The sequence below is a fragment of the Candidatus Rokuibacteriota bacterium genome, assembly GCA_030647435.1.
Taxonomy (GTDB): Bacteria; Methylomirabilota; Methylomirabilia; order Rokubacteriales; family CSP1-6; genus AR37.
Map to the genome: position 1 here is coordinate 12,568 of JAUSJX010000032.1, position 12,760 is coordinate 25,327.

The 12,760-nt window shown below is 67.2% G+C and carries 16 protein-coding genes; 3 read left to right on the top strand and 13 right to left on the bottom strand.

Translation table 11 applies throughout. The features are described from left to right. Positions 1-146 precede the first annotated feature (146 nt). Complete coding sequence (mutT, locus tag Q7W02_06355) at positions 147-533, top strand: 8-oxo-dGTP diphosphatase MutT (protein MDO8475808.1); 387 nt, start codon at positions 147-149, stop codon at positions 531-533. Here the strand turns inward: mutT and Q7W02_06360 are convergent. From Q7W02_06360 to Q7W02_06390, 7 genes are all read right to left on the bottom strand, one after another. Then, on the bottom strand, positions 520-2,457 hold the full coding sequence (locus tag Q7W02_06360) for a TRAP transporter fused permease subunit (GenBank protein MDO8475809.1): 1,938 nt from the start codon (positions 2,455-2,457) through the stop codon (positions 520-522). The genes mutT and Q7W02_06360 overlap by 14 nt on opposite strands. Beyond that, positions 2,400-2,699: a hypothetical protein gene (locus Q7W02_06365; GenBank protein MDO8475810.1), complete on the bottom strand. Its 300-nt coding sequence runs from the start codon at positions 2,697-2,699 to the stop codon at positions 2,400-2,402. The genes Q7W02_06360 and Q7W02_06365 overlap by 58 nt, the downstream gene beginning before the upstream one ends. 533 nt (positions 2,700-3,232) lie before the next feature. Further along, positions 3,233-3,505: a hypothetical protein gene (locus tag Q7W02_06370; GenBank protein MDO8475811.1), complete on the bottom strand. Its 273-nt coding sequence runs from the start codon at positions 3,503-3,505 to the stop codon at positions 3,233-3,235. A 663-nt stretch (positions 3,506-4,168) separates the two neighbouring features. Continuing rightward, positions 4,169-4,600, bottom strand: coding sequence for a hypothetical protein (locus Q7W02_06375; GenBank protein ID MDO8475812.1), 432 nt, complete (start codon positions 4,598-4,600; stop codon positions 4,169-4,171). After that, complete coding sequence (locus tag Q7W02_06380; protein ID MDO8475813.1) at positions 4,597-5,148, bottom strand: hypothetical protein; 552 nt, start codon at positions 5,146-5,148, stop codon at positions 4,597-4,599. Before Q7W02_06380 ends, Q7W02_06375 begins: the two co-directional genes overlap by 4 nt. 33 nt (positions 5,149-5,181) lie before the next feature. Further along, positions 5,182-5,496 carry a hypothetical protein gene (locus tag Q7W02_06385; GenBank protein ID MDO8475814.1) on the bottom strand — a complete coding sequence of 105 codons (315 nt, stop codon included), beginning with the start codon at positions 5,494-5,496 and terminating at the stop codon, positions 5,182-5,184. Between the two features lie 42 nt (positions 5,497-5,538). Then, entirely contained in the window at positions 5,539-5,739 is a 201-nt protein-coding gene (locus Q7W02_06390) for a helix-turn-helix transcriptional regulator (protein ID MDO8475815.1), read from the bottom strand. Between the two features lie 417 nt (positions 5,740-6,156). Here Q7W02_06390 and Q7W02_06395 point away from each other — a divergent pair, with 417 nt between their 5' ends. Together Q7W02_06395 and Q7W02_06400 are read left to right on the top strand one after the other, a co-directional pair. Further along, a complete protein-coding gene (locus Q7W02_06395) occupies positions 6,157-6,528 on the top strand; it encodes a hypothetical protein (protein ID MDO8475816.1) in 372 nt (123 codons plus the stop codon). Then, entirely contained in the window at positions 6,525-6,965 is a 441-nt protein-coding gene (locus tag Q7W02_06400) for a hypothetical protein (protein MDO8475817.1), read from the top strand. Before Q7W02_06395 ends, Q7W02_06400 begins: the two co-directional genes overlap by 4 nt. Before the next feature lie 213 nt (positions 6,966-7,178). On the opposite strand, the gene Q7W02_06405 is transcribed toward Q7W02_06400, so the two are convergent. The 6 genes from Q7W02_06405 to Q7W02_06430 form a co-directional block, all read right to left on the bottom strand. After that, complete coding sequence (locus tag Q7W02_06405; GenBank protein MDO8475818.1) at positions 7,179-8,189, bottom strand: TAXI family TRAP transporter solute-binding subunit; 1,011 nt, start codon at positions 8,187-8,189, stop codon at positions 7,179-7,181. Between the two features lie 77 nt (positions 8,190-8,266). Then, positions 8,267-9,004: an aspartate/glutamate racemase family protein gene (locus Q7W02_06410; protein ID MDO8475819.1), complete on the bottom strand. Its 738-nt coding sequence runs from the start codon at positions 9,002-9,004 to the stop codon at positions 8,267-8,269. A 27-nt stretch (positions 9,005-9,031) separates the two neighbouring features. Next, the gene (locus tag Q7W02_06415) at positions 9,032-9,865 is read right to left on the bottom strand and encodes a tetratricopeptide repeat protein (GenBank protein ID MDO8475820.1); all 834 of its coding nucleotides are present in this window, start codon (positions 9,863-9,865) and stop codon (positions 9,032-9,034) included. After that, complete coding sequence (locus tag Q7W02_06420) at positions 9,865-10,824, bottom strand: ferritin-like domain-containing protein (protein ID MDO8475821.1); 960 nt, start codon at positions 10,822-10,824, stop codon at positions 9,865-9,867. Before Q7W02_06420 ends, Q7W02_06415 begins: the two co-directional genes overlap by 1 nt. A 58-nt stretch (positions 10,825-10,882) precedes the next feature. Then, positions 10,883-11,431, bottom strand: a complete 549-nt coding sequence (gene def, locus Q7W02_06425) for a peptide deformylase (GenBank protein MDO8475822.1) — start codon at positions 11,429-11,431, stop codon at positions 10,883-10,885. A gap of 39 nt (positions 11,432-11,470) precedes the next feature. Then, positions 11,471-12,598 carry a response regulator gene (locus tag Q7W02_06430; GenBank protein MDO8475823.1) on the bottom strand — a complete coding sequence of 376 codons (1,128 nt, stop codon included), beginning with the start codon at positions 12,596-12,598 and terminating at the stop codon, positions 11,471-11,473. Positions 12,599-12,760: the final 162 nt, after the last annotated feature.

Below are 12,760 nucleotides of genomic sequence, written 5' to 3' on the forward strand. Positions count from 1 at the left end.
CACCCTGCCCTCTCCCCCAGTGGGGGAGAGGGAAAGCTGAGGGCATGATCCATCCATCCCCCTCTCCCCCACTGGGGGAGAGGGCCGCAGTTCGAGCTGAGACGCTTGCGGCGAGGCGAGGGCTGAGAGGGTGAGGGGGAGATGTCGTGCCTGATCCGGTCGAGGTCGTCGCCGCCGTCATCGAACGCGACGGGCGGTACCTCATCACGCGCAGGCTCGAAGGCACCCACCTGGCCGGGCTCTGGGAGTTCCCCGGCGGCAAGATCCTGTCGGGGGAGAAGCCGGAGGACGCGCTCAGGCGGGAGTTAAAGGAGGAGCTGGGAGTCGAGGCGGCGGTGGGAGAGCTGATAGAGACAGTCGACTGGACCTACCCGGAGAAGCGCGTGCGGCTCCTTTTCTTCCGCTGCGCGCTCGCGGGAGAGCCCGCGCCACTCGAGGGTCAGGAGATGCGCTGGATCGCAGCTGCCGATCTCGGTTCGTTCCACTTCCCGGACGCCGACGCGACCCTGATCGCCCGCCTCAGCCGGCGGTGACGAGTCGCGGCCCCGCTTCGCGGGCCTTCCGGGTCGCCCACGCGGCGTAGGCCATGAGCACGACGTACAGCACCAAGCCTACGATCTGAAGCGAGAGTGTTCGTACGACCATCATCCCCGCCGCAAGCAGGCAGAGCCAGCGCAGCCAGGTGCCCAACCTGCCCCAGCCGTAGCCGATCACCCACGACGCCAGCGCGACAGCCGAGACCGCGGCGAAGCCAGACATGATCACGATCTGGGTCCACGAACCCCTGAGCAGAAGCTCCTCGTGATAGACGAAGGCGAAGGGCACCAGGAAGCCCGCGATGCCGAGCCGGAAGGCCTCGATGCCCGTAGCGAACATGTCGGCGCCGGCGATGTTCGCCGCGGCGAATGCCGTCACCGCGTCGGGCGGCGTCAGGTCGGAGAGCACCGCGTAGTAGAAGACGAAGAGGTGGGCAGCCAGCAGGCTCACGCCGAGGTTGCCCATCGCCGCCGCGCCCACCGTCACGGAGATCACGTAGGCCGCGGTTGTCGGGATGCCGGTGCCGAGGACGGACACCACGAGGAAGATCAGGATCATGGCGACGATCAGGATTCCGTGCGCGAACTGGACCACGACGCCACCGAAGGCCAGCGCGGCCCCAGTGCGAGTGAGCACGCCCACGATCATGCCCGAGCCCGCCAGCGCCACGGCGATGGTGGCCGCATTGAATGCCGCCCCGACCAGAGACTCCCAGCACTTGCGCGGCGTCATCCAGGTCTTCCGGTCGAGGAAGGACAGCACGAAGGTGACGATGATGGTGTAGAAGGCCGCGCCCGTCGGAGAGTAGCCCTTGGCGAGCAGGTAGACGATGAGCACGAAGGGGATGGCGAAATAGGCGTGGCGAAGCACAGGCCCCCACGAAGGCAGCTCGGAGCGCGGCACGGCCTTCATCCCCGAGCGCAGCGCCAGGAAGTGGACGATGGCGAAGAGACCGACGTAATAGAGGATGGCCGGGATGGCGGCTGCCTTGATGATCTCGAAGTACGAGATGCCCGTCACCTCGGCCATGATGAAGACGCCCGCGCCCATGACCGGCGGCATGATCTGCCCGCCCGTGCCGGCGATGGCCTCGATCGCCGCGGCGTTCTTCGGCGTGTAGCCGGCTTTCTTCATGAGCGGGATGGTGAAGGATCCCGTGGCGTAGACGTTCGCCACGGTCGAGCCCGAGATCGTCCCGAAGAGCGCCGAGCCGATGACGGCGATCTTGGCCGGTCCCCCGCGCGCCCAGCCCGCCAGCCTCACGGCCACGTCGATGATGAACTCGCCTACTCCAGCCTTCATCATCACCGAGGCGAAGAGGACATAGATGAAAAGGATATTCGCCGAGATGCCGGTGAGGAAGCCGTACATGCCCTCGTCACCCGCCAGGTAGGTGAACTCGACCATGCGCGGGAACGAGTAGCCCTTGAAGTGGAGGACCCCGGGGAACCACTGGCTCGTGCCCAGATAGACGAGCGAGACGCTGATGGTCAGCGCCATCCACGGCGAGAGCGAACGCCGGCAGGCTTCGATGACGAGGAGAGCCATCACGCAGCCAAGCACCACCTCGACCGGCTGGACACTCGATGCCCCCTCCCAGCGGTGGTTGAGCCGGTTGGCGTCCCAGATCAGGTAGGCGCTGGGAACGATGGAAGCGATCGCCCAAAGCCAGTCGAAGCCGCTGGGCCTGTCCTGAGGGGAGCGCTTGTTGAATCGGAAGACCAGGAAGACCAGCGGGACCAGGAACAACAAGTGGATCGAGCGCTGGAGCCGCGGCTCGAGCGTCCCGTAGCCCGCGGTGTAGAGGTGAAACAGGGCGGCCGAGGCGGCGTACGCCCCGGCCCCGACGTAAATCCATCCACCTAACTTCCTGATTTTCCTTCCTCCCGAGCGGCGAGGATAGCACCCCGACCCGCGAATGTGCCCGGAATTGTGCCCGTCAGCCGCTCGGAAGCCTCTCGGAGGTCCGCATCGTTGACGATCGCGTAGCGGCGATACACGGCCTCGGTCCGGTGGCCCGTGATCTTCATGGCGACCGAGCGCGGCACCGCGGCGCGCTCGAGGTTCCGGACAGCCGTGCGGCGGAAGTCGTGCGGGATCCGGCCCGGGACGCCGGCGCGCCGGCACGCCGTGTGCCGACCTTGCGGAGCTTCGTGCGCCACTCGCCCAGGTGGCCGGCGTCCGTCAGGTGCGGGAAGAGCCACGGGATCACGCGGCCGAGCCGGCGCTCGGCGCTCCGGACTCACTCGAGCTGCGCGGCGAGCAGCGCTCGGAGCTCCGGCGTGAGATAGACCACGCGGCCGTCGTCGTTCTTCGTCGTGCCCGGATCCAGGCGGAGCGTACCCGCCTCGAGGTCGAGCTGGCGGCGCTCGAGGGGTCAGCACTTCGCTCGACACGCGCCAGCCGTACGTGTAGGCGATGGTCACCACGGCCTTGAGATCGTCGCGCAGGAGCCGCCTGACGGCCTCGAACTGCTCCCGCTCAAAGAAGCCCTGCCGCGGCGCCGCCTCCTTGAGGCACGAGAACGCGGGCACGCGCGCGAGCTTGTTGTGCCGATAGGCGAGCCGGAGCATCTTGCCCAGGACGCCGGCTCGCGGTTGATCGTGCTATTGGCGGCGCGCTCCGCCTGGCGCTGCGCAACATAGGCGGTCACGTCGGCGCCCGAGATCGAGACGAGGCGGCAACCCCGGAAGAATCAGTCCAGGTGCGCGAAGCGGCGGGCCGCCTCCCGTGTACCGCGCTCCCCCGTCGTCTCGTAGTGTCGGCGGAGATCCGCCGTGGCCTCCTCGTAGCGCACGCGGTCGGCGCGCGGGAGCATCGGCTGGCCGATCGCCACGCGCCCCTCGCGCTCCTTGAGAACGCGCGCGGCCGCCTGCTCCTTGTCCATGCCCGTGCTCTCACGGACGGGTCGGCCGTTGGCGTAGTACTTGATCCAGTAGACGCGGCCGCGCTCGTAGAGAGAACCCATCATTCCCTCCTCTCTCGACTATTGCTCTTGTGCCTCGAGGAACTCCGGTAGCCTGACTCCCCGGTCAAAAGCAGCGCCGCTGATCTCGCGAGAGTTCGTGTGCCATCGGCCCTCAGCTGGCCAGGCTCTCAGTCGCTGGATGATCAGTCCATTCCTCGTCTGGATCTCGATCCGAAATCTCCTGACCGGCTCCCTGCCGGTTGGAGGATCTGGAAAGCTCTCACGGAGGGCCCCGGATACCGCGAGGTAGTCCATACCGCTCCCACCGCTTACCGTGCCGACTTGAATTGGCGCTTCGACGAGCCGATCACGCCCGTCGCGGACCTCGTGGACTCGAATGACCACATCGTGGGCTGGGTAGGCGCCCGCGTGGCGAATATAGAACACCAGTCGGCCGTCGCGTCGGAGGGGCTCGAAGTAGCGATGCTGTCGCCGCCTGTCATCCATGCCTTTACCGTGTCGATCTGCACGTCCTGCTGGCGGAGCGTCATCCAGCCAGCGACGGCTGCGAAGACGGCCGCGGAGGCACTGCATATCCCCGTGAGAAGGAGCCAAAATCCGGGCGCTCTCAAGGTCGCCACTATGTCCTCCCAATTCATCAGCGCACCGCGAGCCCGGCCAGCGGGCGGAGCCGAATGGTCTTTCGTGCGAAGTTCGCGACGATCATGAAGAGTGCCGGCCCTTGTCTGTCTCCGGCCGGTGCTGTTGTTCCTGAGCCTTGCGGTAGGGTCTCCAAAACCACTCACAAAGCCAGAACCCTAATCCAAAGAATACGAACGACGTAAGGAGCGCCGCGAGGAAAGCCCACGCTGAACCGTTGCCGTATCGGACCGCGAGGGACATCAGCACCCAAAAGGGCAGGCCCGACGCGGCAATAGACGCCCAGCCCCCCACTTGACGCCAGAGCGGCAGCACGGATTTCATGAGCATCGTGTTCCGCTCGGCTTCTGTCGGTGGGCGCTGAGTAAGGAAGTCAGCCTGCCCCTGCTTGTACCCCTCCCTGTAGGCGAGCTTGGCGACGACGATCGAGACGGCAACGGTCACCATGAGGGCGAGGAGCACGCCGCCGTCGCTCATGAAGAAGCCGTCGTTCATGGTTCGCCCAGCCCCTCGAGCTGCCGGCGGAGCCAGGCCTCGGCGGGCCGCTCCACCTTCCGGGCGCGCGCGACACGACGGGCCGCGCGATCGGCGACGGCACACGCCAGCGCGAGATCGGCGTCGCCCGCCTGCGCGCGCAGGCCTGCAAGCGAGATCACATCCTGTGACAGTCCGTGACCCCGGAACTCCACGTTGACCGCCTCGGCGCGCGCGAGATAGGCCCCGAGCGCCGCCCCATGCGGCCCGACGTGCACAGCATCGGTCACGCGGCCGTCCTGGCTCAGGACGACATCGTAGCCTGGCCCCTGTCGGTCTTGCAGATACAGGACCGCAAGGAACGTCTTGCCTTTCCCTTCGACGAATCGGACGTACTTGAGCAGCCCGCCGCGGAGCGTCGATCCGGGTTCGTCCTCAGGCAGAAAGATCGGCTGCTCGCTCCCCGAGTGCTGCCGGAAGCCATGCAGACGGCGCGGCAGGCGGAGTAGCCAGGGCGGCTCGACGGGCCGGAGCTCGAAGGCCGCAGGTGGTATCCTCGTGCTGTTCATCGCGCGCGATCCTCCACGGGTTCGGGTGGTCTCTCACTCCCTGAACGGGAAGCCCTCGATCGTCATGCCTGTGCCGACTGTGCCGGTACGCCTCGCGAAGCCGTACTTGAGCAGAAGCTGGCGGATCCCTTCGACCATCTTGGTGGCGGCCTCGGCCCACGTGGCCATCGCTTCGGCGCCACCCTGAGTCATGAGGACGTGGGCGGGATCGACGCAATAGGCCGCGAGCGCTTCGAAGTCCACCATGGCGACGGTCGCGCTCTCAACCGCTTGGAGCCCCAGCCGCCGCCACTCCGCGAAATTGGCGTTGAGGTCGTCTCTCGCCTTGTTGTAGTCCGCCTCGTCCATGATCCCTCCAAGAGCGCGGCCTGGAGCCGCGCGGGGGCGCTTCTACTTCAGGAGCTCGGCCACCGTGACCCCCAGGGCCTTGGCGATCCGCTGCAGAACCTCGAGCGAGGGGTTCTTCCTCACGCCCATCTCGAGCTGCGCGACATAGCCTGGCGCGATCCACTCGGCCGCCCGCAGCACGCGCGGCAGGGCGCCCGAGGTCATGAGGTGGCGGATCTTGGCGCGGAGCTCGGCTTGGGTCATAGTCCATACTGTCGGCTTGGAGAGCGGGCGGCGGCTGGCGTCCAGACACTCCACTGAAAAAGGAACGCAGAGGTTGCCGCCCACTACATCTGGCCCAAGGAGGTACCCCACCAGGCCACATATAGGACCCCGTCCTTGAGGATGCGCTTGGGGTCTGGCCGTCCGCTGGCGCCCAAGGTACCATCAGGCTGCAGGTACTGATGCGCCGTGGCAACCTCTGTCCCGCTGGCATCCTGATACTGGACGAGCTGACTTCGGGTACAGTAGGGGACGGGCGCGCGCAGAGAGCTCGGGTGGCGGTCGCTGACGACTCGTCGGCCGAGCTCACCGGCGGTGGCGCGGCCATCATAGTCGCCTTCGTTGAACATCTCGCGTAGCTCGCGAGGGCTCACGTAACGCGGGAGAGGAGCAGGGCACATGGGAGAGATCGAGCTAGGTCTTCGGCGACTGGCTACTCGGTATCTGGCCGGGGAGGTCCAGCTTGCCGTGGTGCACGCTTGGATCGCCGCCGAGGCCTGGAACATCGACGCGCGTGCCGACGCCGGCGTAGCCCAGCTTTACCATGACGTCGAGCTTCTCCTCGCGGAGCACGGCCACGGCGACTGGACTGAAGATGAGCTCAAGGATCGCCTGGCACCTATCGCTAGATATATGGCTCTGATCGAGATGCCAGGCTTCGTTCAACTGACGACCCCCAATAACGTGGGCCGTCGCGTGTTACAGCTCGCCCCGGCCAACCCCACCCGGATTCCCTCGCTCGGATCGCTGACGCCGGCCCTGGCTTCGTGAAGCTGCGACTGCTGCTCGCTCACTTCGCCGAGGTACAGAGCAGTATGCTCTATGCGCTGGGTATGGGCTGGACTCAAACCGGGCCAGCTCCCTCGCCCTTCGCGATCTGCGGCGTTATCGAGGTGACCTGGGAAGAGACGAACAGGGCTCACACGCTCGAGATATCGATTCTCGATGCCGACGGGCAGCCGTTCATGGTCCCTACTCCCATGGGCGAGCAACCGTTTCGTCTCCAGGCTCAGTTCGACGTCGGTCGGCCCCCCGGGTCGCGCGCGGGGTCCCCCTTCGTGATGCCCCTGGCGATGAACGTTCAGCCGTTGGCTTTTCGTGCGGGTCAAGACTACGTGGTACGGGGCACGATCAACGGGGATCTGATGGACGAAGTCCCATTCTTGGTCCGCGCGCAGCCGCCCGCACCGCCGCCACAAATCGCGTAGGCTTCCGCTCTTCACGCTTTCTCTGTTGTGCCCAGGAATGCGCCCACGACCAGCTAGAACCGGCCCCACGATACCCCACGCCACCCAAGAGGGCAAACGAAAACCCCTCGGCAAGCTGCTGACTTGCCGAGGAGCTCTATTTTCAGGTCAGGCGGCGTACGTCCCGGCCCCCCATCCGACGATGCCGCGGAGCGTGCGCAACGGTGAAGCCTGCTACTTGAGCCAGCCCTTCTCTTTGTAGTACTTCTCCGCGCCGGGGTGGAGCGCCACGCCGAGGTAGAGGTAGCCCTTGGACGGGTCGTAGTCGGCGAGGCTGCCGTGGATCTTCCGCACCCGGTCCACGTTGTCGTTCAGCGTCTTGGTGATCAGGTACGCCGTGTCGTTGGGCATCTTGGCGTTGACGGTGATCGTCGTGCCCATGGTCGCCGTCGCCACAGGCTCGTTGCCGTTGGCGGCCTTGGGATACGTCCCGGGCGGAATCGTGCCCGCGCCCATGCCGAACTTGCTGAGGTGGTCGACCAGCGGCTTGGAGAAGGCGAGCAGCTTCAAGTCGCGCCCGACCGAGGCCTCCGTGATGGACGCGCCCGGCAGCGCGAGGAAGGTGAAGGTCCCGTCCACGTTCCGGTCCTTGAAGGCGCCGGCCTGTTCGCTGTACGAGCCGCGGAAGAACTTGGCGCCCGCCGCCTCCCAGCTCTTGTAGCAGTCATCGATCTTGCCTGGAGCACAGAGGCCGTAGAACTCCATCACCTTCTCGAAGACCCAGACGTCCGAGGAGCCTGGCTTGGAGATGGCGACCCGGATGGGCTTCTTGCCCTTGACGATCTCTTCCATGGACATCTTGGCGTACGGCGAATCGGCCGCGACGTAGAAGTGGAAGGTGTTGAGGCTCATGTTGCCGGCGAGCGCGCGGAGGCTCGGGTTCTTCTGCCCGGGGTACGGGTCCTCTCCACGCAGCGCGGCGCCGAGGAGCGGCGGCAGCCCCATGCCGAGCTCGGCGTCGCCCTTCTCGACCAGCAGCGGGTTCTGCGTGCCGCCGCCGGGGATGACCTTGATGTTGAGCCCGGCCTTCTCGCGGAGGAGCTCGGCCATGCCTCCCGAGATGGCATACCAGCCGCCCCCGACGGCGCCGGCCGTCCAGGTCATGGACTGCTGGGCCGGGGCGCCGGCCGCGAAGGCGGCGACCAAGGCCGTGGTGAGCACTGCTATCAACGCGCGCTTCGACATACTCGTGACCTCCTCAGGAGGGGATACTGCGTCAATATCCATGCTGCTGTCGCGGCCGTCAAGCACGAGTTCGGTCCTCAGGAGCCTGCCGCAGGTCGGGGCGGCAGCCCCTGGCTCACGGCGTCGTGGACCATCCGGACGAGGGTCGTGATGTCGAAGACCGGCAGACCCGTGGCCGCCTGAATGTCCGCGCGGTACGGCGGCATGTTGGTGCACTCGAGCACGATGGCGCCGATCTCGGGGTGGGCCTTGAGCATGCGCCGGACCACCGTCAAGTGCTCCTGCCGGGCCGCCTCGACGTCGAGCTCCAGCTGATCGTCGAGCATCACGCGGGTGAACTCCTTCTCCGTCTCCATGCCGGCCACCACAGTCGGGATGTCCTTGCCGATCCCGGCGCCGGTGAAGTGCTCGGGACGAAGCGAGGACGCGTCGACGGTCATGATGCCCACGGCCTTGCCCGGTGGCAGCATCCGGTGAACGAGGGGCACGAGCATGAGGCTCGACGTGAAGACGGGGATGGAGACCGACGCCGCCACCTCGGCCTGGAACTTGGCGAGGAAGCCGCAGTTGGTGGTGACGGCGCGGACCCCCTCGCGCTCGAGGGCGCGGGCGCCCTCGATGAACGCCGGGAGCAGCGCCTGCTGGCCGTGGCGCACGACCCGGTCGGGCGACGCGCCGGTCACGCGGTGGTAGAGGACGGGAAAGTCGAAGGTCGCGGCATTGCCCATGTCGCCCGGGATCCTCGGGAACTGCGTGTCCAGCATGAGGATGCCGACGGAGAAGCCGAAGAAGTTCTGCCCGCCTTTGACCCTCACGCTGGGACCCTCATACAACCTTCCAAGTTAGTTCAACTGGGCGAGCTTCTGGCGCGCCTTCCGCAGATGGCCTTTCACGGCCTCGTGGTCCGCGGCGTTGGGAAACTCGGTCAGGTAACGCTCCCAGTCCACGAGCCCGCGCCGGATCTCGCCCAACTTGGTCCACGCGAGACCGCGGTCGCGCCACTCTTCCGCCGCCTTGGGATCGAGCACGAGAAGCCTGTCGATGACGCCGACGACGCGGTCCCAAGCCTCGCGCTGCCAGTAGATGCCCTTGAGGTTGGCGAGCATGCGCGCGAGGAATTGTCGCCGGGTCACGGCCGCAAAGTTCTCAGGCTTGAGCGCCACCTGGCGCCCCAGGGCGCGCCCCACCAGCTTCTCGCACGCCTCAGGCGTCAGCAGCGCGCCCGCGTTGAAGGGGTCGAGAAGGATCTGCGAGTCGCCGAGCCGCGCCCCCGCGATGAAATGGCCCGGCAGCCCTATGCCTTCGACGGCGAGCCCGAGGCGCTTGCCGACTTCCATCAGCACGAGGCTCAGCGTGATCGGGTTGCCCTGCCGCCGGTCGAGGACGTCGTTGAGGAAGCTGTTGCGAGGGTCGTAGTAGTCCGCGCGGTTGCCCGCGAATCCCTGCTCCACGAAGAGGTACTCGCGCAGCCGGTGGAGCCGCCCGACGGGATCGGCCGAGCGGCGCTCCCCATCAACGCCGCGCGCGAGCGCGTCCAGCCGCTCCAGATACGCGTCCACGTCCAGCGCGGGGTACTCCCAGCGGGCGATGGCCAGCGCCGCCCTCGCCAGATCGACGCGGCCGTCGGGCCTCCCTGTGAGCTCGGCGAACTCGCGAAGCGGCGGCTCGGCGATCATCAGCAGCCAGGAGCGTGGTGGATGCCGGCGGTCTTGAGCGCCGCCTGCTGGAGCTCTTCCGCCAGCGACAGCGTGCGCGCGGCCGCCCGGCGGGCCTGCTCCTGCGCGTCGGGCGTGGCGGCAAAGCGGAGCAGGAGCGAGCGGCCCAGCTGGTGGTGGAAGTACTCATCGGGCTCGATGACATCGCGGTAAAGGGTTGCTGTCGCCTTGTCCCCCGCCTGCTCGCAGAACTCGATGAACTGGCGGTTCTTCACGACGGCGATGGCCTCGCGGGTGAACTGCCCTGCTGCCACGCGCTCGACCGTCGTCGTCAGCGTGTCGAGATACTGGAAGAGCGGGCCGTAGCCCTTGGCGACGGGGTTGAAGCCGCGGGCGTCGAAGCCCAGCTCGCGCAGGCGGTCGGCGATCATGCGGTAGTGCTTGGCCTCGTCGCCTGCCTGGCGCGCGAAGGCCATCTTCACCTCGACGTCGTCCGTGGTCACGAGCCAGCGCGAGGCGATCTCGGTCGCCTCGATCTCGTTCTTGAGCGCGACCTTGAGGAGGTTCAGCACCGTCAGGTCGCCCGCGACTTCGGGCTTGAGCGTGGATCCGGGATCCAGCCGCTTCAGGATCGTCTGGTTCCGTCCATCCAGATCGTTGACGAACTCTTCGGCCGTCATGCCGCTACGCCGGTCTTGAGCCACGCCGGTCTTCAGAAGGTCCGGGAGCTCCTGGGTCAACGTTTCCTTCGTGACGACGCGCGTGCACCGGGCGTGGAGCGGCTGCGTATCGCGGGCAAGGACGTGGGTCGTGAAGCCCAGCACCGACGGGCGCAGCGCCGCGCCGTCGAGCGCGGCGAAGAAGCGCTCGTAGTCCCAGCCCCCGGTTGTCAGGTCGAGGATGACCAGGTCCGGGGCGTCGGCGAGCGCTGCCGTCAGCTCCTCCGGGGTTCGGGCGAAAGCAAGCGGGGTACCGACCATGCGGGCCGTTTCCTTGATGCGCGCGACGAAGAACAGATCCTTGACGACCGCGACAGCCTTAATTGTCCTGCTCCTGGACGCCCAGCCAGTGCTTGTTCCACTCGGCGAGATGGGTCAGCGTCGAGAGGTCACGCATGCGGTCCAGGTAGACCATGCCGTGGAGGTGGTCGGCCTCGTGCTGGATGACCCGCGCGAAGAACTCCTTCGCCTCGCCCTCGATGCGGCGTCCCTCGCGGTCATAGGCGTCGAGCCGCGTCGCGGTGTACCGCGGCACCATCCCGCGCATGTCGGGCACGGAGAGGCAGCCTTCCCAACCGTCCTCCATCTCCTCGGTCAGCGGCGTCAGCACCGGGTTGATAATGACGGTCAGCGGGATGGCGGGCGCCTCCGGATAGCGCGGGTTCTCGTTGACCTCGATCACGCAGATCTGCTTGAGGACGTGCACCTGCGGGGCGGCGAGGCCGGCGCCGTTGTACTCGCGCATGGTCTCGACCATGTCGTCAATGAGGCGCTGGACCTCCGGAGAGCCGATCTCGCCGACAGGCACCGGCAGCGCCTTCTGCCTCAGCACCGGGTGGCCCAAACGGGCAACTTTCAGGATGGCCATGTCATGGATTCTCTGACACTGAAGTGTAGCACGGCCCCGCTAGGCTGTCGGAAGGCCCTGGGGCCGGAGACCCTGGACGTCGAAGGCGGAGACCGGCTTGGCGAACCCCTTGAGCACGAGCTCGCCCACCGGCTCGGCCGTGACGAGTCCTTCGACGATGGACAGGATTGTCCGCGACACGAGGATCTGGCCGGGCTTGGCCTCCGAGCAGAGCCGCGCCGCCAGGTTCGACACGGAGCCGATGGCGCCGTAGTCCCAGCGCCCCTCGAAGCCGATGGCGCCGAGCGTCGCGATACCGTTGGCGATGCCCACGCCGAAGTGGAGATCGTAGCCGCGCTCCCGCCACCCGGGCACCAGCGCCTCCACGCGCCCGCGCATCGCGACAGCCATACGGATGGCCCGCTCGGTCGCGTCCGGCACCTCCACTGGGTCGTTGAAGAAGACCATCAGCCCGTCGCCCGCGAAGTGCTCGAGCGTGCCCTCGCGTTCCATGATGAGCCGCCCCATCTCGTTGTGATACTCGTGGAGGACGCTCATGACGTCCTCGGGCGGAGCCGTCTCGGCGAAGGCGGTGAAGCCGCGGAGGTCCACGAAGACCACCGTGATCTCCCGCCGGTGGCTCTTGAGCGGGTCCTCGGCACCGCCGGTCATGATCAGCTCGGCGAGCTGGGGCGAGAAAAAGCGCGTGAGCCTGCCCAGGCGCTCGAGCTGGGCCACCTGCGCCTGGACGCGCTGCTCGAGGTTGGCGTTGAGGTCAGCGAGCTCGGCGGCCTGCGCCTGGACCGTGCCGTAGAGGTCCTTGATCCTCAGCAGCGAGCGCACCCGCGCGACCAGCTCGGCCATGTTGACCGGCTTGGTCAGGAAGTCGTCGGCCCCCGCCTCGAGGCCCTTGATACGCTCGCGGGCCGGGTCGAGCGCCGTCACCATCACCACGGGCAGGATGCCGTACTCGGGATTCGCGCGGATCCGCCGGCAGACCTCGTAGCCGTCCATGCCTGGCATCATGACGTCGAGCAGCACCAGGTCCGGGCGCTCCGCCTCCACCTGTTCGAGCCCCTCCTGGCCGGACGCCGCGGTCACGGTGGCGTATCCTTTCGCCGAAAGGAGATCGACGAGCATCTTCACGTTGTGCGGGGTGTCGTCGACGATGAGGATCTTCGGAGGCATTGAAGCGAGGCTAAGCCCCGGCCGCCTCGCGTGTCAAGCGCCGCGCCGCGCGCCGCCGTCCTTGACTCCCCTGCCCGCGGTTGCTAGCATGCCGTTGCGTTGCCCTCCATGCCCCTTCACGAGGCCGGACTTGCCGGCGACTCAGCCGCATCCGCCCCGGCT